The sequence below is a fragment of the Cellulomonas sp. P4_H4 genome (assembly GCF_056400865.1).
In genome coordinates this window covers 1-24715 of the sequence record NZ_JBFUKL010000007.1, presented here as the reverse complement: position 1 = coordinate 24715, position 24715 = coordinate 1, and the positions used below count along the sequence as shown (strand labels likewise).

General features: G+C 71.9%; 21 protein-coding genes and 1 riboswitch. Of the genes, 11 read left to right on the top strand and 10 right to left on the bottom strand.

What is annotated here, in order from left to right; all coding sequences use genetic code 11:
• The first annotated feature begins 10 nt into the window (after positions 1-10).
• The 4 genes from gcvT to AC1DPN_RS17345 all read left to right on the top strand — a co-directional run bounded on the left by gcvT (position 11) and on the right by AC1DPN_RS17345 (position 2602).
• Positions 11-1156 carry a glycine cleavage system aminomethyltransferase GcvT gene (gcvT, locus tag AC1DPN_RS17360; RefSeq protein ID WP_477086025.1) on the top strand — a complete coding sequence of 382 codons (1146 nt, stop codon included), beginning with the start codon at positions 11-13 and terminating at the stop codon, positions 1154-1156.
• 40 nt (positions 1157-1196) lie between these two features.
• Positions 1197-1571, top strand: coding sequence for a glycine cleavage system protein GcvH (gene gcvH / locus AC1DPN_RS17355; protein ID WP_477086024.1), 375 nt, complete (start codon positions 1197-1199; stop codon positions 1569-1571).
• Between the two features lie 281 nt (positions 1572-1852).
• Positions 1853-2086 (top strand): helix-turn-helix domain-containing protein, encoded by a 234-nt coding sequence (locus AC1DPN_RS17350; RefSeq protein ID WP_028051171.1) that lies wholly within the window; start codon positions 1853-1855, stop codon positions 2084-2086.
• A gap of 84 nt (positions 2087-2170) precedes the next feature.
• Complete coding sequence (locus tag AC1DPN_RS17345) at positions 2171-2602, top strand: (deoxy)nucleoside triphosphate pyrophosphohydrolase (RefSeq protein ID WP_477086023.1); 432 nt, start codon at positions 2171-2173, stop codon at positions 2600-2602.
• A gap of 17 nt (positions 2603-2619) precedes the next feature.
• Here AC1DPN_RS17345 and AC1DPN_RS17340 read toward each other — a convergent pair whose 3' ends face one another.
• From AC1DPN_RS17340 to AC1DPN_RS17315, 6 genes are all read right to left on the bottom strand, one after another.
• The gene (locus tag AC1DPN_RS17340; protein WP_477086022.1) at positions 2620-3753 is read right to left on the bottom strand and encodes a MalY/PatB family protein; all 1134 of its coding nucleotides are present in this window, start codon (positions 3751-3753) and stop codon (positions 2620-2622) included.
• A gap of 245 nt (positions 3754-3998) precedes the next feature.
• Positions 3999-6323, bottom strand: a complete 2325-nt coding sequence (gene metE, locus AC1DPN_RS17335) for a 5-methyltetrahydropteroyltriglutamate--homocysteine S-methyltransferase (RefSeq protein WP_477086021.1) — start codon at positions 6321-6323, stop codon at positions 3999-4001.
• A 5-nt stretch (positions 6324-6328) separates the two neighbouring features.
• Positions 6329-7366: a methylenetetrahydrofolate reductase gene (locus tag AC1DPN_RS17330; RefSeq protein WP_477086020.1), complete on the bottom strand. Its 1038-nt coding sequence runs from the start codon at positions 7364-7366 to the stop codon at positions 6329-6331.
• A 57-nt stretch (positions 7367-7423) separates the two neighbouring features.
• A riboswitch (SAM riboswitch) is annotated at positions 7424-7518 on the bottom strand.
• A 64-nt stretch (positions 7519-7582) separates the two neighbouring features.
• On the bottom strand, positions 7583-7798 hold the full coding sequence (locus tag AC1DPN_RS17325) for a hypothetical protein (RefSeq protein ID WP_477086019.1): 216 nt from the start codon (positions 7796-7798) through the stop codon (positions 7583-7585).
• 202 nt (positions 7799-8000) lie between these two features.
• Complete coding sequence (locus tag AC1DPN_RS17320; protein WP_477086018.1) at positions 8001-8621, bottom strand: DNA-3-methyladenine glycosylase I; 621 nt, start codon at positions 8619-8621, stop codon at positions 8001-8003.
• Positions 8618-9838 (bottom strand): TetR/AcrR family transcriptional regulator, encoded by a 1221-nt coding sequence (locus tag AC1DPN_RS17315; protein ID WP_477086017.1) that lies wholly within the window; start codon positions 9836-9838, stop codon positions 8618-8620. The genes AC1DPN_RS17320 and AC1DPN_RS17315 overlap by 4 nt, the downstream gene beginning before the upstream one ends.
• An 83-nt stretch (positions 9839-9921) precedes the next feature.
• Here AC1DPN_RS17315 and AC1DPN_RS17310 point away from each other — a divergent pair, with 83 nt between their 5' ends.
• Together AC1DPN_RS17310 and AC1DPN_RS17305 are read left to right on the top strand one after the other, a co-directional pair.
• Entirely contained in the window at positions 9922-10821 is a 900-nt protein-coding gene (locus AC1DPN_RS17310) for an ATP-binding cassette domain-containing protein (protein ID WP_477086016.1), read from the top strand.
• Positions 10821-11606 carry an ABC transporter permease gene (locus tag AC1DPN_RS17305; RefSeq protein ID WP_477086015.1) on the top strand — a complete coding sequence of 262 codons (786 nt, stop codon included), beginning with the start codon at positions 10821-10823 and terminating at the stop codon, positions 11604-11606. The genes AC1DPN_RS17310 and AC1DPN_RS17305 overlap by 1 nt, the downstream gene beginning before the upstream one ends.
• A gap of 129 nt (positions 11607-11735) precedes the next feature.
• Here the strand turns inward: AC1DPN_RS17305 and hrpA are convergent, their stop codons facing one another.
• A complete protein-coding gene (gene hrpA, locus AC1DPN_RS17300; RefSeq protein ID WP_477086014.1) occupies positions 11736-15893 on the bottom strand; it encodes an ATP-dependent RNA helicase HrpA in 4158 nt (1385 codons plus the stop codon).
• Between the two features lie 74 nt (positions 15894-15967).
• On the opposite strand from hrpA, the gene AC1DPN_RS17295 reads away from it, so the two are divergent.
• Complete coding sequence (locus AC1DPN_RS17295; protein WP_477086013.1) at positions 15968-16453, top strand: aminoacyl-tRNA deacylase; 486 nt, start codon at positions 15968-15970, stop codon at positions 16451-16453.
• Here the strand turns inward: AC1DPN_RS17295 and AC1DPN_RS17290 are convergent, their stop codons facing one another.
• Positions 16454-16846 carry a PPOX class F420-dependent oxidoreductase gene (locus tag AC1DPN_RS17290; RefSeq protein ID WP_477086012.1) on the bottom strand — a complete coding sequence of 131 codons (393 nt, stop codon included), beginning with the start codon at positions 16844-16846 and terminating at the stop codon, positions 16454-16456.
• 96 nt (positions 16847-16942) lie between these two features.
• Between AC1DPN_RS17290 and AC1DPN_RS17285 the strand changes: the two genes are divergently transcribed.
• The 3 genes from AC1DPN_RS17285 to AC1DPN_RS17275 are packed head-to-tail and all read left to right on the top strand — an operon-like array spanning position 16943 to position 21529.
• Positions 16943-17269 (top strand): STAS domain-containing protein, encoded by a 327-nt coding sequence (locus AC1DPN_RS17285; protein WP_477086011.1) that lies wholly within the window; start codon positions 16943-16945, stop codon positions 17267-17269.
• Between the two features lie 55 nt (positions 17270-17324).
• Positions 17325-18473 carry an exonuclease SbcCD subunit D gene (locus AC1DPN_RS17280; RefSeq protein ID WP_477086010.1) on the top strand — a complete coding sequence of 383 codons (1149 nt, stop codon included), beginning with the start codon at positions 17325-17327 and terminating at the stop codon, positions 18471-18473.
• A complete protein-coding gene (locus AC1DPN_RS17275) occupies positions 18473-21529 on the top strand; it encodes an AAA family ATPase (protein WP_477086009.1) in 3057 nt (1018 codons plus the stop codon). Before AC1DPN_RS17280 ends, AC1DPN_RS17275 begins: the two co-directional genes overlap by 1 nt.
• A gap of 27 nt (positions 21530-21556) precedes the next feature.
• Here AC1DPN_RS17275 and AC1DPN_RS17270 read toward each other — a convergent pair whose 3' ends face one another.
• Entirely contained in the window at positions 21557-21973 is a 417-nt protein-coding gene (locus tag AC1DPN_RS17270; protein WP_477086008.1) for a hypothetical protein, read from the bottom strand.
• An 83-nt stretch (positions 21974-22056) separates the two neighbouring features.
• Positions 22057-23499, bottom strand: a complete 1443-nt coding sequence (locus tag AC1DPN_RS17265) for a multidrug effflux MFS transporter (RefSeq protein WP_477086007.1) — start codon at positions 23497-23499, stop codon at positions 22057-22059.
• 102 nt (positions 23500-23601) lie between these two features.
• Here AC1DPN_RS17265 and AC1DPN_RS17260 point away from each other — a divergent pair.
• On the top strand, positions 23602-24715 hold a 1114-nt coding region (locus AC1DPN_RS17260; RefSeq protein ID WP_477086006.1), incomplete at its 3' end, for an HNH endonuclease family protein.

The following is a 24715-nucleotide window of genomic DNA, read 5'->3' as shown; positions in this document are numbered from 1 at the left end:
GAGGGACGGAATGAGCGACGACGTGAACGACACCCTGAGCCCGCTTCACGACGAGCACCTCGCCCTCGGTGCAGCCCTCACGAGCTTCGCCGGGTGGCAGATGCCGCTGCGGTACACCTCCGACATCGCGGAGCACGTCGCGGTGCGCACGGCGGCCGGGCTCTTCGACCTGTCGCACATGGGCGAGATCCGCATCAGCGGCCCGGACGCGGCCGCGTTCCTCGACTACGCCCTCGTCGGGAACCTGGGCGCGCTGCGCTTCCAGGGTGCGCGCTACACGATGATCTGCCAGGAGGACGGCGGGGTCGTCGACGACCTGATCGTGTACCGGGACCGCGAGGACGCGTACCTGATCGTCGCGAACGCCTCGAACCACGCGGTCGTCCTCGACGCCCTGGGCCAGCGGACCGACGGCTTCGACGTGACCGTCGAGGACCGGTCCCCGCAGACGGCCCTCATCGCGGTGCAGGGCCCGAACGCGCTGGACATCGTCCACGCGACGCAGGGGCTCGACGAGACCGGTGGCGACATCGGCGAGTCGAAGTACTACGCGTGCCTGCCCGCCACCTTCGCGGGGGAACCCGTCCTCGTCGCCCGCACGGGCTACACGGGTGAGGACGGCTTCGAGTTCTTCCTCGACGCCGCCCTGGCCCCGGCCCTCTGGCAGGCGTTCCTGGCTGCGGGCGCTGACTTCGGACTCGTCCCGGCCGGCCTGTCCGCGCGCGACAGCCTCCGCCTCGAGGCGGGCATGCCGCTGTACGGCAACGAGCTGGACCGTTCGACGACGCCTCACGACGCCGGTCTGGGCCGCGTCGTGAAGCTCGACAAGACGACCGCCGAAGGCGGTCCGCTGCCCTTCGTCGGCCGCGCAGCCCTCGAGGCGCGGGATGCCGCTGAGCCCACCAAGACGCTCGTCGGGCTCCAGGGACTGGGCCGTCGGGCCGCCCGGCACGGCTACCCGGTGACCACGCCGGACGGCCAGGAAGTGGGCGTCGTGACGTCCGGTGCCCCGTCACCGACCCTGGGTCACCCGGTCGCGATGGCCTACGTGACGCCCGAAGTGAGCGCCCCGGGCACCGATCTTGCTGTTGACGTGCGCGGACGCCTCGAACCCGTCCGGGTTGTTGCTCTTCCCTTCTACCGCCGAGCCCGGTAAACCAAGCACTAGGGCCCGTCCCCCCTCGACAGGAGAACCTATGAGCACGGATCTGCCCACCGACCTGCACTACACCGTGGAGCACGAGTGGTTGCAGGACGGTTCCCCGTCGACCATCGGCATCACCGCGACCGCTGCGGACGCCCTGGGCGACATCGTCTACCTCGAGCTCCCCGCCGTCGGCGAGGACATCGTGGCCGGCGCTGTGGTGGGTGAGATCGAGTCGACCAAGTCGGTGTCCGAGCTGTACTCCCCGGTCACGGGGACTGTCGTAGAGATCAACCAGTCGGCGATCGACGACCCCTCCGTCGTCAACTCCGACCCCTACGGTGCGGGCTGGCTCCTGAAGGTCGACGTCACGTCGACCGGTCCGCTCCTGACGTCCGACGAGTACGCCGCGCAGAGCGCAGGCTGACTCGCGGACGAAACGGCCGGGTTACCAAGTCGTCCCTTTTGGCGGGCAATATGGTCCACCGATCGGGTGAAACCTCGAGACCGGCCACACGTACGGCGTATCAGGGTGCCGATGCGACGTTCATTGTGGGTGGTTAGCGAGATCGGCATGTCGGGGGGGAACCCGAACATGAAGAGTTGGCAGAAGTGGCGTCATGGCTCACGACCTGCCCCCTCTCATCCGGTACGCAGCCCAAGGCGTGACCCGGACGTCCCGGGACATGCAGCACACCGGAGGACATCATGAGCATGGTGGAGACGAGCAGGACCGTCGGAGTCTCGAACGACGCACTGACGCGCCGCGAAAGGGTCGTCCTGGCCGAGCTGGCCGAGGACGTGACCCTGGAAGAGATCGCGACGCGGCTCTTCGTCACGCGCAACACCGTGAAGTCGCAGGTGCGCAGTGTCTACCGCAAGATCGGCGTCTCCACGCGTGCCGAGGCCGTCGCCTGGGCCGTGGCTCACGGAATCCGCTGACTCTTCCCGGCGTCGACGGCTCGAGCAGCGTGGCCGTCGCACCAACGCCGCCCCGGTTTCCCGGGGGCCTGGCAGACTCACCGCATGACCTCACCCGTACTCGTCGTCGCCGCCGCCATCGTGGACGATCTCGACGATCCGCGTGAGCTGCTGGCCGCGCGACGCGCAGTCCCGGCCCGCTTGGCAGGCCGCTGGGAGTTCCCCGGCGGGAAGGTGGACGGCGACGAGCCGCCCGAGGACGCGTTGCACCGCGAGATCCGTGAGGAGCTCGGGGCGCGGGTCGGCCTCGGCGACGAGCTCGTGGGTCCGGACGACGGCATGTGGCGCCTCTCCGACGAGTACGTGATGCGCATCTGGCTGGCCGAGGTGGTCGAGGGAACTCCCGAGCCGCTGGTCGAGCACGACGAGCTGCGCTGGCTGCCCCTGAGCCAGTGGCACGACGTCCCGTGGCTCGACGCAGACATCCGCATCGTCGACGCACTGCAGGCGCACCTGAGCAAGGCCGCTCAGCGCTGACGGCCGCCTCCCACTGCTCAGCGGGGGGTGGCGTCGAACGTCGCGCGCAGGCGGGCCGTCGCCTCCGTCAGGATCGCTGACGACGTGGCGAAGTTGAGCCGAACGTGCCCGGCTCCCTCGGCGCCGAACGTCGGTCCGGGGTTGACCGCGAGCCCGCCGTCGAGCAGCGCGCGCGACGGCTGGTCCGAGAACGCGCTGAGGTTCAGCCAGGCGAAGTAGGTGGCCTCCGGGGGCTCCCAGCTGACCAACGGCGACAGCAGGCTCTGCAGGAGAGCTCCGTTGTGCTCCAGCCCCGCCAGGACCTCGTCGAGGAAGGCGGCACCGTCCGCGTACGCGGCCGTCTGAGCGACGACCCCCAGGTGCATGACCCCGTCGGACACGGGCTGCGGCAGCTGCTCCAGCTCGGTCGTCTCCGGCCCGGGGACCGCGATCGCTGCGCGCAGCGCCGCCAAGTTGTACGCCTTGGACGCCGAGTGCACCGCGATCGCGTCCGGGATGACCGTGGTGGCCGGGATGAACCGGGAGCCGCGCGCCCGGACGAGCGGTGCGTGGATCTCGTCGGCAACCACGCGGACACCGTGCCTGCGGCTCAGCTCGCCGACCGCCGCCAGCTCCTCGGCGCTGTGCAGCGTGCCGGTCGGGTTGTGCGGGCTGCAGAGCAGGTAGGCCGCGCGGCGGCCATGGGTGGCGGCCCGGCCGAACGCGTAGTCGAGGGCGTCGAGGTCCAGGCGGCCGGAGGCCCCGAGCGGCGCGTGCACGACGTACCGCGCGGCGTGCGTGAGGAACGTGGTGAACGGCGGGTAGACCGGAGGGTTGATGACGACGGCGTCGCCCGGATCGGTGAGCAGCCGGACCATCTCCGTGACCCCGACCATCACGTCGGCCGTCATGCGGGTCCGGTCGACCGGCACGTCCCAGCCCCACCGCCGCGCCGCGAACCCGGCGAACGCCTCGGCGTAGGAGTTGCCCGACGGGTAACCCGTGTCTCCGCGCTGCATGGCGTCGTGCACGGCCCGGACCACCGGCTCGGCCTGCGGGACGTCCATCTCCGCGACGAAGAGCGGGAGCACGTGTGGCGGGTAGTGCCGCCACTTCTCCGAGGTGCGCGTGCGGAGCTGGTCGATGGTCAACGTGTCGAAGATCGTGCTCACGTCCCGACCGTAGACGCACGACAGCCCCCGACCGCGAAGGTCGGGGGCTGTCGGTCTGACGTCAGAGGGTTGCGCGGACCACCCGCCCGCGGCCACGGAGGTCACGGGACGGGTGGCGGGGCATCAGAGAGTCGCGCGGACCACCCGCCCGCGGCCACGGAGGTCGCGGGACAGGTGGCGGGCATCAGAGAGTCGCGCGGACCACCCGCCCGCGGCCACGGAGGTCACGGGACAGGTGGCGGGCATCAGAGCGTCGCGCGGACCTTCTTCGTCGCCTCGATGATGTGCGTCAGCGACGGGGCGACCTCCTCGTAGCGACGCGTCTTCAGGCCGCAGTCCGGGTTGACCCAGAGCTGGTCCACGGCGATGGCCTTGACGGCCTCGGTGAGCAGCTCCTCGACCTCGGCCTCGCTGGGGACGCGCGGAGAGTGGATATCGTAGACACCCGGGCCGACGGCGCGGGGGTAGCCGGCCGAGGCGATGTCTCCGAGGATCTCCATCTTCGAGCGGGCCGCCTCGATGGACGTCACGTCGGCGTCGAGGCCGTCGATCGCGCCCATGATCTGGCCGAACTCCGAGTAGCACAGGTGCGTGTGGATCTGCGTGTCGGCGCGGACGCCCGCGGTCGACAGGCGGAACGAGCGGACCGACCAGTCCAGGTAGGCGGCGTGGTCCTCGACGCGCAGGGGCAGCAGCTCGCGCAGCGCGGGCTCGTCCACCTGGATCACGGCGATGCCGGCGGCCTCGAGGTCGGCGATCTCGTCGCGCAGCGCGAGGCCGACCTGGTTGGCGGTGTCACCGAGCGGCTGGTCGTCGCGCACGAACGACCACGCGAGGATCGTCACCGGCCCGGTGAGCATGCCCTTGACCGGCTTGCTGGTCAGCGACTGGGTGTACGACGTCCAGTCGACCGTGATCGGCTTCGGACGAGAGACGTCGCCCCACAGGATCGAGGGACGCGTGCAGCGCGAGCCATAGGACTGGACCCAGCCGTTCTGCGTCACAGCGAACCCGTCGAGGTTCTCCGCGAAGTACTGGACCATGTCGTTGCGCTCGGGCTCGCCGTGCACCAGCACGTCGAAGCCGATCTGCTCCTGCAGCTCGACGACGCGGCGGATCTCCGCCTTCATCTCCTCGTCGTACTGCGCCTCCGTCAGCTCGCCCTTGCCGAACGCGGCGCGCGCCTTGCGGATCTCGCCGGTCTGGGGGAACGAGCCGATGGTCGTCGTCGGCAGCGGCGGGAGGTTCAGGCGGGCGGCCTGCGCGACCTTGCGCTCGTCGAACGGACCGCGGTTGAACGCGTCCTCGCTGAGGGCGGCCGCGCGCTCGCGGACCGCGGGGACGACGACGCCGGGCGCCGTGCGACGCGAGTTGACCGCGTCGGTGGCGGCGAGCAGCTGCTCGTGGATGGCCTCGCGGCCCTCGGTCAGACCCTCGGCCAGCGTCACGACCTCGGCGACCTTCTCGTCGGCGAAGGCGAGCCAGCTCTTCAGCGTCTCGTCGAGCGTCGGCTCGTCGGTGGTCGTGTGCGGGACGTGGAACAGCGACGTGGAGGTGCCGACGGTCACCGCGGCGGCGCCGAGGCCCTCCAGCTGCTCCAGGATCGCGAGCTTGGCGTCGAGGTCGGCGCGCCAGATGTTGTGACCGTCGATCACGCCGGCGACCAGCGTCTTGGTCTCGAGGCCGGGTACGGACTCGGTGGGCGCGCTGCCGCGGACGAGGTCGATGCCGATGGCGTCGACGTCGGTGGCCGCGAGCACCGGGAGCGCGGCGCCCAGGTCGCCGTACGGCGCGGCGACGAGGATCGCCGGGCGGTCGGTGAGGTCGGTGGCCAGGGCGCGGTACGCCTCGATGACCGCGGCGAGCAGCTGCTCGGCCGGGACCTCGATCGAGTCGGAGACCAGTGCGGGCTCCTCCAGCTGCACCCAGGTGGCACCCGCGGCGGCGAGGTCCTGGAGCAGAGCGGCGTAGACGGGCAGCAGGTCCTCGAGGCGGTCGATCGGCGCGAAGTCGTCGGGCGCACCCTCGGTCGACTTGGCCAGCGCGAGGTACGTGACGGGGCCGACGATGACCGGACGCGTCAGGACGCCGTCCGCGAGGGCCTCCTTGAACTCCCGCACGGGGCGGTCGCTCGCGTAGCGGAACGTGGTCTCGGGGCCGATCTCCGGGACCAGGTAGTGGTAGTTGGTGTCGAACCACTTGGTCATCTCGAGCGGCAGGTCGTCACCGCGGCCACGCGCCACGGTCGAGTAACCGGCCAGGTCGAGCGAGCCGTCCTCGGCGACGACGTCGGCGAAGCGGGCCGGGACGGCACCGACGACGGCGGTCGCGTCGAGCACGTGGTCGTAGAACGAGAAGGCGCTCGGGATCGCGGGAACGTCCTTGGGCAGGCCCAGCTCGACGAGGCGGTTGCGCGTGCGGCGACGCAGGTCGGCGGCCACAGCCTCCACGTCGTCGGCGCTCGACTTGCCGGCCCAGAATGACTCGATGGCCTTCTTGAGCTCACGGCGCGGTCCGATGCGCGGGTAGCCGAGCACGGAGCCGGCGGGGAACTTCGGGGTCTCGCTCATGGTTTTCAGTCCCTCGAGGGTCGGGCGGTTGCCGTGACCTGCGGCCCGCTGGCCAGGTCGGGAGCTGTCCGAGCTCCGCCGTCGAGGTGTGCACCCTCGAGCAGGTCAAGTACGGCATGGTGCTGGTTGAACGTGTAGAGGTGGACGCCGGGAGCCCCGCCGTCCAGGACGCCGTTGACCAGGTCGACGCTGGCACGGATGCCCCGGCGGTGCCGGTCGAGCTCGTCGTCGGCGGAGCCGAGCAGGTCGAACAGTCGCTCGGGCACCGGAACCCCGGTGAGGTCCTGCAGCCGCAGCAGGCGGGCCGGGTCTGTGGTCGGGATGATGCCCGGGATGATCGGGATGGTGACGCCGGCCTCGCGCGCCTCCTGGACGATCCCGAGGTAGTCCTCCGCCTCGAAGAACACCTGCGTGATCGCGAAGTCGGCGCCGGCCTCCTGCTTGGACAGCAGCGACGCGACGTCCTGGGCCCGCGTGCCACCGGTGGCGTGGTTCCCGCGGGGGAAGGCGGCGACGGCGACCGAGAGCGGACGGACGCGAGCCCGCACGGCCTGCGACGGGCTGTCCGCGCAGCGCTGCGCCTCGATCTGACGCAGCAGCTCGACCAGCTCGCCGGCGGTCTGGAGCCCGTCCGGGTGCGCGACCCAGTCGGTCTGGTCCGTGGGCGGGTCGCCGCGGAGCGCGAGGAACGAGCGGACGCCCTCGTCGAGGAACTCCTCGACGATCGTCGTGATCTCCTCGCGCGACGTGCCGACGCAGGTCAGGTGGGCGATCGGGTTCAGGGTCGTCTCGTGCAGCAGGCGGCTGACCAGCTGCCGCGTGGTGACGCGCGTCTTGCCCGAGGCGCCGTAGGTGACCGAGACGAAGTCCGGGTGCACCGACTCGAGCGCCTGGATCGTGGCCCACAGGCGCGGCGCCGCGTCAGGATTGCGCGGCGGGAAGAGCTCGAAGGAGATGGTGGGCCGGTCGTTGGCAGCCTGCGGGCGCGCGGCGGGCGCAACGTGCAGTCCGGGCGTGCGAGGTTCCACCGTCGCGGCGCTCACAGTGGGCCCTGCGAGGCGGGTCGTCCGGTACAACGGTGGTTCGGGGACATCTGGTTCTCTCCATCGTCCCTGGCGGAAGCACCCACACCCTCGTGAGAGGGGGGTTGCTGCGGCGTCGTGGAGCCAGGTCTCTCGGCCGCTCTGGATGGTAGCCGCGATGGTAGACCGGCGACCACATGGTGAGCAACCATGTTCGACGGGTGAGACGCGAGTGTCTCAGACCTCTCGGCGCGTCCCCAGCGACCCGTCGTCGCGCCCGCGCTTCTGTGACGGCACGTCGAACCACGACGTGGGCGATCCGGCCGGCACGAGGCGGAGCCCGTCGTGGACCGCGGCGAGGATCTCGACGTCCGGTTCGGCCGTCCCGGCCAACGCCTCTGCCGCGGCGCGCACGTCGTCGTGCCGCCCGTCGGGTTCGAGATCGTCTGCCACTCGCCGCACGATAGTGCGCAGAATCCCGCCTGCCGAGACGCTCGCCGACACATCACCCGCCACAAGCTGAGATCTCACCCGCGGCCCACGGCACGTCGCTCGAGCCGTCGGCCGGACCTCTACGGCGTGCCCGGGCGTTCGCCCTGGTCAAGCGTCTAGGTGGATCGCGCCAGCGGACGCTGTGGCCGCGAAGCGGCGGTGTCTACACGCTCCGAACCGTCGGGCAGGTCGCCAGATGATCGTCCACCACGCCGCACGCCTGCATCGCGGCGTACGCAGTCGTGGGTCCCACGAACCGGAAGCCGAGCGACTTGAGCTCCTTGGCCAGGGCCTTCGACTCGGCGGTGATCGCGGGGACGTCGGTCCAGGTGGACGGCCGGACCCAGTCGGTGCGGTCGGGGGCGTGCGACCACAGGACGGCGTCGAGCGATCCGCCGGACGCGTGCAGCTCGCGCAGTGCCCGGCCGTTCGCGATCGTCGCCTCGATCTTGGCCCGGTTGCGCACGATCCCGGCGTCGGCCATCAGCCGTGCGACGTCGTCGTCACCGAACTCGGCCACACGCTCCGGGTCGAAGTCCGCGAACGCGGCCCTGAAGGCGGGACGCTTGCGCAGCACGGTGATCCACGCGAGCCCGGACTGGAAGCCCTCGAGCGCGAACCGCTCGAACAGGGCGTGCTCGCCGTGCACCGACTTGCCCCACTCCTCGTCGTGGTACTGCTCGTAGAGCGGGTTGCCGTCGCCGAAGCAGCGGCCGGTCAGGGTCGGCACGTCGACCAGCAGGGTTCGCGGTGCGTCTACCGGTGGGGCATCGGGAGAGGTCATGCCTCGAGTCTGTCGGGTGCGTCCGACACCTGGACGGGTCCAGGCGGCAGCACCCGCCGGGCCGGGGGCTGTGGGTGGCTCGCGGCGACGGTCACGAGCCGCTCGATGCCGTCGAGGATCAGCTGCGTACCGAAGTCGAGGGAGTCGTCCCCGGGCTCCTCGGACGGGCCCCACGAGAACGCGCCTGACGACGCGGCCCGCACGAGGGCGGGGTGGGACGCCGGTGTGGCGAGCATGCCGATGAGCTCACCGAGATCCGGGGCCTCGCCGTCCGCGGGGCCGACGGCGGCGGTGCGCGCCTGGGACGACAGCTGCTCGCTGATCCGCAGCTGGTCGAGCGCGTGCGTCGACAGCACCCCGATCGCACCGACCTTCTGCCGCTCCGTCAGCGGCGTCTCCTCCAGCGCGGCGAGCATGCCCTCCATCCAGGCGAGGCGACCCGGACCGATCGCGTGCAGCACGGTCGTGGTGCGCGCGAGCCACGGGTGCGCCCGCAGGATCGGCTGCTGGATGGCGAGGATGAGCTCGAGCCGCTCGCGCCAGCCACCCAGCTCGGGCCCGGTGGGGGGCGGCGAACCGCCGGCACGGTCGGACATCAGGCTCAGCACCTCGTCCTTGGACGAGACGTACCGGTAGAGCGACATCGTCGTGAACCCGAGCGACTCGGCCAGTCGCGCCATCGAGACGGCGTCCAGTCCCTCGGCGTCGGCCAGGGCGATGCCGGCATCGGCGATCTGCTCGAGCGTGAGCCCGGGCCGGGGGCCGGGGCGACCGACGGCGGGTGCGCGCCACAGCACGGCGATCCCCGGTGGCAGGTCGGCCGCGAGCGCGGGTTGCTCGTCGTCGGGCGCCGTCGAGTGCGCGACACGGACGGCCTGCCGGCGGGCCTTCTCGGCGTCACGGGCGGCCCGCTGCTGGGCGAGGGACGCGGTGCGCTCGGCACGCTCGGCCTCTCGGAGCTGACGCGCGACCTCACGCGCCGCATCCCGTGCTTCGCGCTCCTGACGTTCGCGCGCCTCGCGCTCGCGCTTCTCCTGGTCCGCGGCGGCGCGCACCCGGTCGCGCTCGCGGCGTTCGGCGTCCCGCTGAGCGTCACGCTCTGCCTTCTCGGCGTCCCGACGAGCGCGGTCGGCCTCCTTCGCCTCGGCGCGCTCGGCCTTCTCCCGGTCGCGTCGGAGCGCCTCGGCCTCGCGTCGTGCTTCCTCGATGTCGTCCACGACACCTCCTTGACCGTCGATCCTACAAGTGTGTATGACGTACACACACAGTTTATGCCATACACAAACGAGAGGAACCTGCGATGAGCGCACCCGTCGTCGTCGCCCGTGGACTGCGCAAGTCCTACGGCGACCTCACCGTGCTTGACGGCGTCGACCTCGACGTCGCCCAGGGCGAGGTGCTCGCGCTGCTCGGACCCAACGGGGCAGGCAAGACCACCACCGTCCGCATCCTGTCCACGCTGGTGAAGCCCGACGCCGGAACCGCGTACGTCGCGGGCAAGGACGTCGTGCGACAGCCCGCGGACGTCCGAGCGGCGATCAGCCTCACGGGGCAGTTCGCGGCCGTCGACGAGCTGCTGACCGGCGTCGAGAACCTGCGGCTCATGGCGCGGCTGGCGCACCTCGATCGCCGCGAGGTCCGCACCCGCAGCGACGAGCTGCTGGAGCTGTTCGACCTCACGGACGCCGCCCGCAGGGTCGTGAAGACCTACTCGGGCGGCATGCGGCGGCGGCTCGACCTGGCCGTCGGACTCCTGGCGCGGCCGCAGGTGGTGTTCCTAGACGAGCCGACCACCGGCCTCGACCCGCGCAGCAGGAACGGGCTGTGGGACGTGATCCGGGAGGTCGTGGCCCAGGGGACCACCGTCCTGCTGACCACGCAGTACCTGGAGGAGGCCGACGAGCTGGCCGACCGGATCGCGGTCATCGACGGCGGCCGCGTCATCGCGAACGGCACCGCGCCCGAGCTCAAGAGCGCGGTCGGGTCCGCGCACGTCGAGCTCCGCCTGAAGGACGGCGAGGCCGAGCGCATCCAGACCGACGGCACCGTCCCCGACGTCCGCCGGATCCTCGCCGACGTCGAGCGTCGCGGCGTCGCCGTCGACACCTGGGAGGTCCGCTCCCCCACCCTCGACGACGTCTTCCTGACCCTCACCGGACGTCCGACCGACGACCGCGTCCTCGCCACCCAGGAGTCCTGATGACCACGATCACCGCGCCTACGGCCCCAGCCCTCGGGTGGGGCGTCCACGACACCGCCGCGCTGATCTGGCGCTCCGTCCGCCGCTCGCTGCGGCAGCTCGACACGATCCTGCTCGCCGTGCTGCTGCCGGTGATGCTCCTGCTGATGTTCGTCTACGTGTTCGGCGGGGCGCTCGACGCCGGCATGGACTACGTCGACTTCGTCGTGCCCGGCATCATCCTGCTCACCGCCGGGTACGGGTCCGCCAACACCGCGGTCGACGTCGCGAGCGACATGACCGGCGGGATCATCGACCGGTTCCGGTCCCTGCCGATCCGGCCCACGGGCGTGCTGACCGGGCACGTCGTGGCGAGCATGGTGCGCAACGCCGTCTCGACCGCGCTCGTCATCGGGATCGCCTTCGTCATCGGCTTCACGCCGCACGCGTCGGCCCTCGACTGGATCGCCGCACTCGGGCTGATCGCGCTGTTCGTCCTCGCGCTCACCTGGATCGCGGTGGCCATCGGCGTCGTCGCGTCAGGCCCCGAGGCGGCGTCCGGGTTCACCTTCATCATCTTGTTCATCCCGTACGTGTCCAGCGCGTTCGTGCCGCCCGAGTCGATGCCGTCGGTGCTCCAGAACATCGCGACCTACAACCCGATCACGCCGCTGTCGGACACCCTGCGCGGGTTGCTCCTCGGCCAGCCGGTCGGGGACACGTGGCCCGCGGCCGTGCTCTGGTGCATCGGGATCTTCCTGGTCGGTCGCCTCGCGGCCGGGTTGCTGTTCCGTCGGTCGAGGTAGGACCGCACGGCTTCGCGACGAGAACCAGGGATCCCCTCGGGCCGAGCGGATCCCTGGTGTCGTCCTGCGGAGGTCAGAGACCGAGCTCCGGCATCCGTCGTCCGAGCGTGCTGTGCTCCGCCTCGCCAGCTAGCCGGCTGCCGCGAGGGCCTTCTTGATGCGGGTCGTCGAGACGGGGGTGGGGGTGCCGAGCTGCTGGGCGAACAGGCTGACGCGCAGCTCCTCCAGCTGCCAGCGGACGTCGTCGACCGACCGTCCCTTCTCCACCGCGTCGTCGTAGGCCGCCTCGACGTCCTGCACCTGCCACGCGAGGTCGGCGTCGCGCTGCGGGTTCTCGGCCGCCTTGACCAGCCTGTGCCGGGCTGCCCTGAGGTAGCGCGTCAGGTGCGGGAGCCGGTCCGCCCCGACCTCGCTGACGAACCCGTCGTGCACCAGGCGCTGCGCCTGGGAGCGGACGTCCTGGGCCGTGGCCAGCAGCGCGAGGCTGGAGCGGGACCGGATCTCGGCGTCGAGCTCGCGCTCGGCGGTGAGCACCGCGACGAGGTCGCCGACGATCGCGTGCACCGCGTCCTCGAGGCCGTCGCGGACCTTCGACCGCAGCGAGCCGTAGGTGCCGGCGTCGCGAACCTCGCGCTGCGGGCCGATCAGCCGGTCGATGGCGGCCAGCTGCACGTCCGTGACCAGGGCGTCCGTGGTCCCGTAGGGGCTCGACGCCAGGGTGAGCGCCTGCGTGCCGTTCCAGCGGCTCGTGATGCGGGCCGTCGCGAGGCCCGCGTCGAGCAGGAGCAGTCGTCGCAGCCCGCGATGCGCGGCGGCGGGCCGCTCGGACTCGTCCGCGAGCGAACGGACCGCGACCGTGCCGCCCTTCTCCTCGATCAGCGTCGGGTACGCGCGGACCGGCCCCGCCTCGAGGACTTCGGGCAGCTCGGGCAGGTCCGCGGGCCACGTGCGCAGTCCGGTGCGGTCGAGGGAGACGAGCGGTCTCGCGACCGGAGCCGGGGCGGCCGCTGCGATGCTCGCGGGAGTTCCGGCGACGGCCGTCGGGGTAGGTACGGGCGACTTTCCGGAGGCCCGCGCCTCGTCCATGGCGGCCCGGACGGCCGTGCGGACCGCGTCGTCGACGGCCGACTGCGTCTGCTGGGCCAGCCTGCGCTGCAGGACGAGCAGGTCCCGGCCCTCGTCGACCACTCCCCCGCGATCGCCCACCACGCGGAACGTCATGCGCAGGTGGGCGGGCAGCCGATCGTCGTCGAACGCGTCCTCGGGCACGTCGACGTCGCGCAGCGCCTTCACGGCTCGTCGGAACACGTCCTTGAAGGAGGGGGCGGCGTCCCCCGCGCGGACCGTGTCCTCCCAGTCCGCGGTGTTCGACGCCATCCACGCGTCGACCCCTCGCGCGACGTCCGGCGCGGGGACCAGCTGGACGCGCACGGGCTTGGGCAACGAGCGGATGGTGGCGGTGACGAGCTCCTCGCGCAGGCCAGGGACCATCCAGCCGAAGCCGTCCGGAGTCAGGCGGGCGAGCGTGGTCAGCGGGATGTGCACCGTGACGCCGTCGGCCTCGGTGCCGGGCTCGAACTGGTACGTCAGCGGCAGGCTCAGGTCGCCCTGCGGCCAGCGCGACGGGAACGCCGACTCGTCGATCGCGCCGGCCTCGCCGACGAGGAGCTCGCGCGTGAAGCTCAGCAGGTCCGGGTCCGTGCGGCGGGCCGTCTTCCACCACTGGTCGAAGTGGCGGGCGGAGACGACGTCGTCCGGGACGCGCTCGTCGTAGAACGCGAAGAGCGTGTCGTCGTCGACCACCAGGTCCCGTCGTCGGGCACGGGCCTCCAGGCCCTCCGCCTCGGCGAGGAGCCTTCGGTTCTCGTGGAAGAACTGGTGGTGCGTGGTCCACTCGCCCTGCACCAGGGCGTGCCGGACGAACAGCTCCCGAGCGTGCTCGGGGTCGACCTTGGCGTACAGGACCCGCCGGTTGGTGACGATCGGCACGCCATAGAGCAGCACCCGCTCGAACGCCGTCGCGGCGCCCTGCTTGGTGGACCAGGCCGGCTCGGAGTAGGTCCGCTTGACCAGGTGCGCGCCGACCTCCTCGGCCCACTCAGGCTGGATGCGGGCGACGTCACGACCCCACAGCCGGCTCGTCTCGACCAGCTCGGCGGCCATGACCCAGGCCGGGGGCTTCCGCGCGAGACCCGAGCCCGGGAAGATCGCGAACCGTGCGCCGCGGGCGCCGAGGTACTCGTTGCGCGGACGGTTCTTCTGAGTCCGCCCCTGGTTCTTCGACGGGGCCGCGACCTCCGTCGCCTCCTGCATGCCGATCTGGCTCAGCAGCCCGGCGAGGATCGCGACGTGGATGCGGTCGCCGTCCCAGGAGAGCTTGAGCGGGTCCGCCTCTGCGGCGGTCTCGTTTCGTGGGGCATTCATGACGATGCCCAGCGGCTTGGCCAGCTCGCGCAGCTGCGTGACCACGTCCTGCCACTCGCGGATGCGCAGGTAGTTGAGGTACTCCGAGCGCACCTGGCGGCGGAACGCCGACCCGGACAGGTCACGCTGCTGGTCCTTGAGGTACTGCCAGAGGTTCAGGTAGCTGAGCAGGTCGCTCGTCGGGTCGGTGAACCGGCTGTGGGACAGGTCGGCCTTGTCGCGCTCCTCGGCCGGGCGCTCGCGAGGGTCCTGGATGGAGAGTGCGGCGGCGATGATCATGACCTCGCGCGCGACGTTGCGGCGGCCACCCTCGACGATCATGCGCGCGAGCCGCGGGTCCATCGGCAGCTGGGCGAGCGCTTTGCCGGTCTCGGTCAGGCGCGCGCCATCCAGAGCCCCGAGCTCGGTGAGCAGCTGCACGCCGTCGCGCACGGCTCGGGTGTCGGGCGGGTCGACGAAGGGGAAGTCGCCGATCTCCTCCGGGGTGGCCGCGACGCCGACCGCGATCATCTGCAGGAGCACCGACGCGAGACTTGTACGAAGGATCTCCGGCTCGGTGTACATCGGCCGCGCGTCGAAGTCGTCCTCGGAGTACAGCCGGATCGCGATGCCGTCCGCGACGCGTCCGCACCGTCCGGAACGCTGGTTCGCCGACGCCTGCGAGATCGGCTCGATGGGCAGCCGCTGCACCTTGGTGGCCTTGGAGAACCGCGAGATGCGTGCGGTGCCCGGGTCGATCACGTACCGGATGCCCGGCACGGTCAGGGAGGTCTCGGCGACGTTCGTGGAGAGGACGACGCGGCGGTTCTGGTGCCGCTCGAAGACCCGGTGCTGCTCGGCGGCCGACAACCGGCTGTACAGAGGCAGCAGCTCGACCGCCTGCGGGTGGCGCTGGTCGGTGACGCGCGTCCCCAGGCTGCTGCGCAGGGCGTCCTCGGCGTCGCGGATCTCCCGCTCGCCCGAGAAGAACACGAGGATGTCGCCCGGGCCCTCGAGCATGAGCTCGTCGACGGCCTCCGCGACCGCCGTCATCGGGTCCCGGTCCTCGGGCTTCTTGCGCTGCCCCTCGACCGCCTCGGCGACCAGCGGGCGGTACCGGATCTCGACGGGGAACGTGCGCCCGCTGACCTCGACGACGGGGGCGGGGACACCGTCCGGTCCGGCGAAGTGCTTCGCGAACCTGTCCGAGTCGATCGTCGCCGACGTGATGACGACCTTGAGGTCGGGCCGCTGCGGCAGCAGCCGCGTCAGGTACCCGAGGATGAAGTCGATGTTGAGCGACCGCTCGTGCGCCTCGTCGATGATCAGCGTGTCGTAGGCGCGCAGCATCGGGTCGCGCTGGATCTGCGCGAGCAGGATGCCGTCGGTCATGACCTTGACGAGCGTCTCCTCGGACGACGTGTCCGTGAACCGCACCTGGTACCCGACGATCCCGCCCAGCGGCGCGTCGCCCGCGATCTCCTCGTTGATCCGTTCCGCCACGCTGCGCGCCGCGATCCGCCGGGGCTGCGTGTGCCCGATCTGGCCCTCACGCCCGCGACCCAGCAAGAGTGCGATCTTGGGGATCTGCGTCGTCTTGCCCGACCCGGTCTCGCCCGCGATGACGACCACCTGGTGGTCGCGGATGGCCGCGGCGAGCTCGTCGCGACGAGCACTGACGGGCAGCTGCTCGGGGAACGTGATCGGCGGGACGACGACGCCGCGGCGGACCTCGGCGGCGCGCGCACGACGTGCGGCTGCTCGGCCGTCGTCGTGACGTGCGCTCTTCGGGTTCTGGCTCGGGTTGCGCGCGCCCCGCCGTCTCGAGGGTCGCCGCCGACCGGACCCGGACGGGCCAGCGGGGGCGGGGGGCGGCGTGCTCACGACGGTCCATCCTCCCAGGTGGCTGCGGCCGTGCGCGCGGTGATTCCGGGGCGGCCCGTCCTAGGGTGATCCCCATGACTGACAACGCCGCCAGCGAGGGCGAGCGCCGGGCGGCTGCGGCCCTCGAGGCGTCCGGCATCACCTACGAGATCACGCGGCACGGACCCGTGTCCTCGCTGCAGGAGGCCGCCGCCGCACGCGGCATCGACCCGGCGGGGATCATCAAGACGATCGTGGTCCGACGAGGCGACGACGACTTCCTGTTCGTCCTCGTGCCCGGCGACCGCACGATCTCCTGGCCCAAGCTGCGTGCCCTGCTCGGCGTCACCAGGCTGTCCATGCCCGACGCGGACACCGCCAAGGACGTCACCGGCTACGTGCGCGGGACGATCACGCCGTTCGGGTCGCTCGTCGAGTGGCCGGTCGTCGCCGACTCGCGCGTGCCGCTGCGCACCGTGTCGATCGGCGGCGGCGCGCACGGCGTCGCCGCGAACGTCGACGGTGCGGAGCTGGTCAAGGCGCTGAACGCCACCGTCTCGGACGTGACGGAACCCGAGTAGCTACTTCGTCACGTAGGTCGTCGGGCGGACCGTGAGGATCACGCGCTTGTAGGCGTCCTTGATCTCGTAGCTCTCGCCGTAGCGCCGCTGCAGCGACTGGTAGAAGCTCGCCACCTCGTCGTCGGACTCCACCTTCTCGACGATCCCGCGCACCTCCAGGTAGCGGTACGGGTCGTCGGGGTCGGCGATCGAGATCGCGACGCGAGGCTCGTGCGCGATGTTCTTGAACTTCTGCCGGCTGGACGTGTGCGTGAACCGCAGGACCTCGCCGTCCCAGTCGAACCACATGACGCTGCTGTGCGGGGAGCCGTCGGGAGCGATCGTGGCGAGGTGCGCGAACGTGGGCTGCTCGAGGAGGTGTGCGTGGCTCGCGGGGAGCTCGGTGGTGGCCATCCGACGACGCTAGCGGGACGCCGGGAACCTTGCGCGGGCGACCACCGTTGCCCAGGTAGTGTCAACCACCAATAATCTCCAGGCAATGCGCAGGCAATGGATCTGATCGAGCACTCCGCCGCCGCCGGTGCGATCCGGGTGGAGTCCGAGGACTGCCACACCGTGATCGTGCTGGTCGGTGAGATCGACGGCGCGCTTCGCGACGAGGCCAGTGCATCGATGTCGCAGGCGTTGGTCACCGGCTCGCCCGTGATCATCGACACCACGCTCGCGACGTTCATCGACTCCACCGGGCTCGCGTTCGTGCTGCAGCTGTCCAGAGCCGCGTCGGAGGCGGGCATCGCCGTCACGTTGCGGGACCCGCACCGCGTGCTGTTGGACGTGCTCGACATGATCGGGCTGGCCGGGGAGCTCCCGGTCTGAGCCGTCCCGGCGCGTGGTCGGCCGGACTGTCGGTGGGCCGGGCTACGTTCGCCGCATGCGGTTGTTGCACACGTCGGACTGGCACCTGGGCCGGACGCTGCACGGGGTCGATCTGCTCGACCACCAAGCGGCGTACCTCGCGCACCTGGTCGACGTCGTGCGCGCCGAGAAGGTCGACGCGGTGGTCGTCGCGGGGGACGTGTACGACCGTGCGATCCCGCCGGTCGAGGCCGTGACGCTCCTGTCCGACACGCTCGCGCAACTGGCCGAGCACACCACCGTGATCGTCACGTCCGGCAACCACGACTCGGCCACGCGGCTCGGGTTCGGGGCCGGCCTGATGAAGGACACCGTGCGGCTGCGTACGCGCGTCGCGGGGCTGGCGTCCCCGGTCGTCCTGTCCGACGAGGTGCTCGTGTACGGGATCCCCTACCTGGACCCGGACTTCGCGCGCGCCGAGCTGGCCGACGAACCTGGCGAGCTCCTGGCGCGGTCGCACGAGGCGGTCACGGCTGCGGCCATGCGGCGGATCCGCGTCGACGCCGCCGCGCGTAGGCCGGCGAAGGTGGTCGTCGCTGCGCACGCGTTCGTCATGGGCGGGCAGCCGACCGAGTCCGAGCGGGACATCCGCGTCGGAGGCGTCGACCATGTGCCCGCAGGGGTGTTCGCGGGTGCGGACTACGTCGCGCTCGGCCACCTGCACGGACCCCAGCACCTGACCGGACCCGAGGGCACGATGCTGCGCTACTCGGGATCGCCGCTCGCGTACTCGTTCTCGGAGAAGGACCACGCCAAGTCGACCGTGCTGGTGGACGTGTCGGCGGCGTCGGTGTCCACCGAGCTCGTCGCGGCACCCGTGCCACGGCGGCTCGCGGACGTCACCGGGACGCTGGAGGACGTGCTCGGCGCCGCCGGGGAACGGCATGCCGACGACTGGGTCCGCGTGACGGTGACCGACGCCCGCCGGCCGCAGGACCTGTTCCGTCGCGTCCGAGCGCGCTTCCCGCACGCGCTCGTGGTCCAGCACGTCGCCGCTGTCGCGCCGGGTGCGCACCGTCCCGCGGCCGTCACCGCCGCGCACGACCCGCTCGACGTCACTGCCGACTTCCTCACGCACGTCACCGGCCACGGCCCGACGCCGGCCGAGGTCGCCGTGCTGCGGCGTGCGTACGAGGACATCGCCGACGCCGAGAAGAGCGCCTGATGCAGCTGCGCTCCCTGACGCTGCAGGCCATCGGCCCGTTCGCCGGCCGCCACACCGTCGACTTCGCCGCGCTCGCGCAGGGTGGGCTCTTCCTGCTGGAGGGCCCGACGGGGTCCGGCAAGTCGACCGTGATCGACGCGATCGTGTTCGCGCTGTACGGCAAGGTCGCGTCCGTCGACGCGAGTGAGGAGCGGCTGCGCTCTGCCTATGCGGCCGACGACACCGAGAGCGTCGTCGACCTCGTGTTCGAGGTCCCGTCCGGGCTGTTCCGGGTGCGGCGCACGCCCGCCTACCAGCGGGCCAAGCGTCGTGGCACCGGGACGACGACCGCCCAGGCGTCCGTGAAGGCCTGGCGCCTGCCGGCCGACGCGGACGTCGAGGCCGGCCCGGACGCGCTGGACTCCGTCGGCATCCCGCTCGGCAACCGGCTCGACGAGATCGGCGCCGAGATCCAGAAGGTGGTCGGGCTCGACCGGACGCAGTTCGTGCAGACGATCGTCCTGCCGCAGGGAGAGTTCGCGCATTTCCTGAAGTCCAAGCCCGAGGACCGCAAGGACCTGCTGCAGAAGATCTTCGGCACCGAGGTGTACGAGCGGCTGCAGAAGCGCCTCGTCGAGATGCGCCGCGAGAGCGACCGCGGCACCGACCACGCGCGCGCCATGCTCCGATCGGGGGCATCGGAGCTTGTCGGCGCAGCACGGCTGGTACCCGAGGACGGCGCCGTCGTTCGCTCCGCGGTCGAGGACGCGATGGCCTCGGCCGAGCTGGTCGAGTCCGTGACGGGAGTGGTCGGGTCGACGACGTCGATCCTCGCGTCGGCGGCCACAGAGGCCCGGTCGGCGGCTACCGCCGCTGAGGCGGTGTGGCTCGAGGCGCGTCGTCTGCTCGACGAGGCGGTGTCGGCGGCAGAGCTGCTCGCACGCCGTGACCGGTTGCGCCTGCGACGCATCGAGCTCGAGGCGTCCGCGGACCTGAACGCCCAGGCGGTGACCCGGTTGGGTCGCGCGCGCGCTGCGCAGGCCGTGCGGCCGCTGCTCGTCGGAGTCGACCGGGCTGCGACAGCGCTGGACGCCGCCGAGAAGTCGGTCCTCGCCGCACTCGACGCGGCACCGGCCGACCTCGGCGACGCGCCCGAGGGCAAGCTGCGCACGCACGTGCGCGCCGTGGGACGCGCCGCGGCCGACGATGCCGCGGCGCTCGGACGGCTGGTCGAGGTCGAGGCCGGTCTGGAGAAGCGCCGTCGTGCCCTGCGGGCGTCGCGAGCGGCGCTCGACGACCTGGCAGCGGCGCTCGCCGTCGATGACGCATGGCTGGCGGGCAGACCGGGGGCGCGCGCGGCGTTGCAGGTGTCGCTCGAGGCCGCACGGGCGCTCGCGGTCGAACGCGGGAACCGGTCGGGCGCCGTGACCGCTGCGTCTGCGGTGGTCGCCGCGCACGCCGAGCTGACGATCGCGCGAGCGGCGCTGGCGGTCGCCGTCGAGACGCGCGCTGCCGCCGCGGACCAGGCGAAGACCGCGCATGAGCGGGAGAGCACGCTGCGTCGCGCACGGATCGCCGGGCTGGCCGGGGAGATCGCGGCGAATCTGGCCGATGGTGACGCGTGCCCGGTCTGCGGGTCGGCGGAGCACCCGGACAAGGCGGTGCTCGGTGCGGGCCACGTGTCGGCGGCACAGGTCGACCAGGCCGAGGGCGAGCGCACCCGGGCCGAGTCGGTGCTCGTCGCCGCGTCGTCGCAGGTGAGCGTTCTGCAGGAGCGCGTCGACTCGCTCGGCGTGCGCGTGGGATCGGGCTCCGCCGCGGACGCCGAGGACGTGCTGGTCGCGGCAAGGACCGCGCTCGACGAGTCGCGGGCTGCCGAGGCGGAGGTCACCCGGCTGGTGCCGGTGCTCGACGGTTTCGACGAGCAGACGCGGTCACGCGAACGAAAGCGGGCGACGGACCAGGCGCAGCTCGCCGGAGACACAGCGACGCTCGACGTGACGCTGCACGATCTCGACGCCGCGGAGGCCGACGTCGTGACCGCACGGGGCGGGCACCCGACGGTCGCCGCGCGGCACTCCGAGCTGCTGGAGCGGTCCGCCGCCGCGGACGCGGTGCTCGAGGCGCTCGGCGAACGGACGGCCGCGCGGGACGAGTCGCGCCGTCGACAGGTCGAGCTGGCCGACGGGCTCGCCGAGCAGGGCTTCGACACCCCGCAGGAGGCGCAGGCGGCGCTGGTCGAGGCAGCCGTGCTGGCCGAGCTCGAGGCCGTCGTGACGGCGTACGCGACCGAGCTGGACCGCGTGACCACCGGCCTCGCCGAGCCGACGATCCTCGCGCTGGCCGACGACCTGGTGGTCGACGTCGAGAGCTGCCGGTCCGCCGAGGGGATCGCACGCGCCGCGTCCGACGAGGCCGCGGGTCTCGCTCGTGTCGCCGACGAACGCAGGACCGCGGCCCAGGCGGCAGGGGCGGACGTCGTCGGCGCGGCCCGCGTGCTGGCCGAGCGGATCGAGCAGGCCGGACCTGTCTCGCGGCTGGCTGACCTCGCATCCGGTGGGGGGAGCGACAACGCCCGCAGCCTCTCGCTGGCGACGTTCGTGCTGATGCGCCGGTTCGAGGACGTCGTCGCGGCGGCCAACGACCGGCTGCTGCTGGTCTCGGACGGCCGCTTCGAGCTGGAGCGCAGCGACGAGAAGGAGGACGTCCGGGCCCGGAACACCGGTATGGCGATGCGCGTCATCGACCACCGGACCGGCCGCCCTCAGGACCCGCGGCAGCTGTCCGGCGGCGAGACGTTCTACGTGTCGCTGTGCCTCGCTCTCGGCATGGCGGACGTGGTGACGGCTGAGGCCGGCGGGATCGACCTGGGCACCCTTTTCGTGGACGAGGGCTTCGGGTCGCTCGACGCACATACGCTCGACCAGGTGCTGGCCGCGCTCGGACGGCTGCGGGCCGGTGGCCGGGTTGTCGGGGTGGTGTCGCACGTCGAGACGCTCAAGCAGGCGATCCCCGACCGCATCGAGATCCGTCAGACCGCCGAAGGGCCGAGCACGCTCACGGTCCGCGCGGGCTGAGCAGTCCGCAGGGTTGATCGGTCTGCGTCACCAGGCCCAGCCGCGGGAGGCCAGCTCGACCTCTTCGCGGAACCGCTCGGCCCCGTCGCCCTTCGGGTGGTCCTCGACCTCGACACCGGCCATCTTGCACGCCTCGGCGAGCAGCTGGTCGTACGCGAGCTGCGAGGCGATGAGCCGCTCGGCACGGGCGAACGTGTGCGGGTCCAGCTCGAGGTCGCGCATGTGGTTCGCGACCGTGCTCAGGCGCGTCTGCAGGTGAAGGGTCTGGAACGGGTCGTAGACCGGCGGCCGCTCCCGGCGGAGCCGCGACGCGACGTGCTCCAGCCAGCCGGCCACGGCCCGCTCCCACCGGGCGGGCTCGTCGGGCGTGCCGATGATGCCCCAGGCCAGTCGGAAGATCAGGGCCGGGACGAAGAACAGGAAGACAAAGAGCACCAAGGTCACGGAGCGTCCTTCATCGCGCTTCCCGCCAGGTTATGTCGCCTGGTGTGACCTACGCCACAGCATTGGCGACCCAATGCTGAGGATCACCCAGGGCAGGCCACCGAGTCGGACACGTCGACGAGGGAGTCGACGTCGTCGACCGGCCGAGGGCCCTCCGCGAGCCTCGCGCGGCCGCGCGCAGCGAGCCCGAACGCGGGTACCGCAGAGTCGGCTGAGACCAGCGACTCGATGGGCAGGAGCGCCTCGAGCTCGTCGTCCACCGAGGCTGCCCCGATCGCGACGGCACCGGCTGTGCCGACCCGCAGGCTCGCTTCGTCGAAGGGGGCCGGCGCCCGCTTCCACGAGCGGCGGACGGCGAGCAGGAGCACCGCCGAGACCAGGATCACGCCGGCCATGACGGCGGTCATCGACTCGGCCGTCGGGGTTCCGCCGATGCTGGTCAGCGGGGCGATCAGGGCACCGAGCCCGAACTGCAGCGCGCCGAGGAGCGCAGCCGCCGACCCGGCGCGGTGCGGGTTGTTCGCCAGGGCGATGGCCGGCGCGGACGGCAGGACGAAGCCCGCAGTCCCGAGGGTGAGCACGAGCAGCGTCACGACGAGCCAGAGCGGTCCGTCGGCGAGCGTCGTCGCGAAGAGAGCGGACGAGAGGCCGAGACCGACGAGGACGGTGGCGCTGAGCACCTGCTCGGGCGTGAACCGGCCGACGAGCGCACCGTTGATCTGCGAGCCCACGGTGATCGCCACCGCGCCGCCGGCAAACACCCAGCCGAACTGCTGGGCCGTCATCCCGTAGCCGTCCTGGAACACGAACGTCGACGACGCGACGTACGTGAACATGGCGCCCAGGTAGAACGCGGACATGAGCGCGAGGCCGAGGAACGGCAGGTCGGTCAGCAGGTCGCGGTAGGTACGCAGCGCGCCGAGCGTCCCGCCCGTGCGCCGCAGCTCCTGCGGCAGCGTCTCCTTGAGCGCGAAGATCGAGACGACGAGCAAGGTCGCGCCGACGACGGCGAGGAAGACGAAGATCAGCCGCCAGGAGCCGAACCGGAGCAGCTGGGCACCGATGGTCGGGGCGAGGATCGGTGCCACACCGACGACGAGCATCAGTCGGGCCATCACCTTGGAGACCGCGAGCCCCTCGTACCGGTCCCGGACGATCGCCATCGACAGGACCATCCCGGCCGCGGCGCTAAACCCCTGGACGAACCGCAGGCCGGTGAAGAGCGTGATGTTGTCGGCGATCGCGAGGGCGACCGACACGACGACGTAGATGCTCAGCCCGGCCAGCAGGGGGCGTCGGCGGCCGTAGGCGTCGGAGATGGACCCGATGGTCAGCTGCCCGAGCGCGAGGCCCGCGAGCGACGCGGCGATGGTCAGCTGGACGGCGGCCGCGGGCGCGTTCAGGTCGTCGGCGATCTCGGGGAACGCCGCGAGGTAGGTGTCGAACGTCAGAGGGCCGACCGCGGTCAGCGCGGAGAGCAGGAGGACGAAGCCGACGCTCACGCGCGTCGCGGGGATCCGGGCCATAGGGGGTGCAAGGCGGTCGGCGTCGAGGATCTTCCAGCGACGTCCACTCTGTGGGACGCGCCAGGGGTCAGGTCTCGCGCTCAGATGCCGATAACAGTTCCTGTGACGAACCTCGAGGACGCCGACGCGCCGGCCCGCAGCTGGGACCGGTGGCGCATCGCCGGACTGGTCGGGCTCGCGGTCTCCGCGCTGCTCGGGCTGTCCCGAGGCCCGGGCGGGGCCCTGCTGTTCGTCTCCCTCTACCTGGGTGCGACCGCCGTCTGGACCCTCGTGCGTCAGCGGTCGTGGCTCGGGCCGATGGGCCGCCGTGCCGGCGTGCTGCTGTTGACGGCCGGTTTCGTCGGACTGGTCGTCGGGGCCGCGACGGCCACCCCGCCCGACGCTGCGCCGGATGCCGCGGCACCGAGCACACTCGCTCCGAGCGCACCGACGGCGACGAAGCCGACCGAGACGCGGAAGTCGATCGAGGAACAGGCCGTCGAGCTGCCCGAGCCCGAGCCGGCCCCGGTCGCCGACGTCGACGCCGTTGCGTCCGCCGCCCAGCCGCAGACCGCGCTCGCGGCGGCCCTCCTGCTCGAGGTCAAGGGGCGGGCGCCCAAGACGGGATACAGCCGTGAGGCCTTCGGGCAGGCGTGGAAGGACGTGGACCGCAACGGCTGCGACACCCGCAACGACGTCCTGCGCCGAGACCTCACGTCTCTCGTGGCGAAGCCGGGGACCCAGGACTGCGTGATCGCCGGGGGGACCTTGCAGGACCCCTACTCGGGCCGCGCGATCACCTTCGTGCGCGGTGAGCAGACGTCGGCCCAGGTCCAGGTCGACCACGTCGTCGCACTGTCGGACGCGTGGCAGAAGGGCGCTCAGGGCTGGGACGCGACGCGACGTGCTGCCTTCGCGAACGACCGGCTGAACCTGCTGGCGGTCGACGGGCCGCTCAACGCACAGAAGGGCGACGGCGACACCGCGACCTGGCTGCCGCCGAACAGGTCGTACCGGTGCGCGTACGTCGCGCGGCAGGTCGGCGTGAAGTACACCTACGGCCTGTGGGTCACGCAGGCGGAGCGCGACGCGATGGTGCGCGTCCTGTCGACCTGCCCGCTGGAGCCTCTGCCCACCGGTTCGTCGTTGCCGCCCGCTCCCGTCGCCCAGGCACCCGCGGCACCCGCGGTCGTCGCGCCCGCGCCGGCCCCCGCGCCGGCCGCGCCCGCCCCAGCCG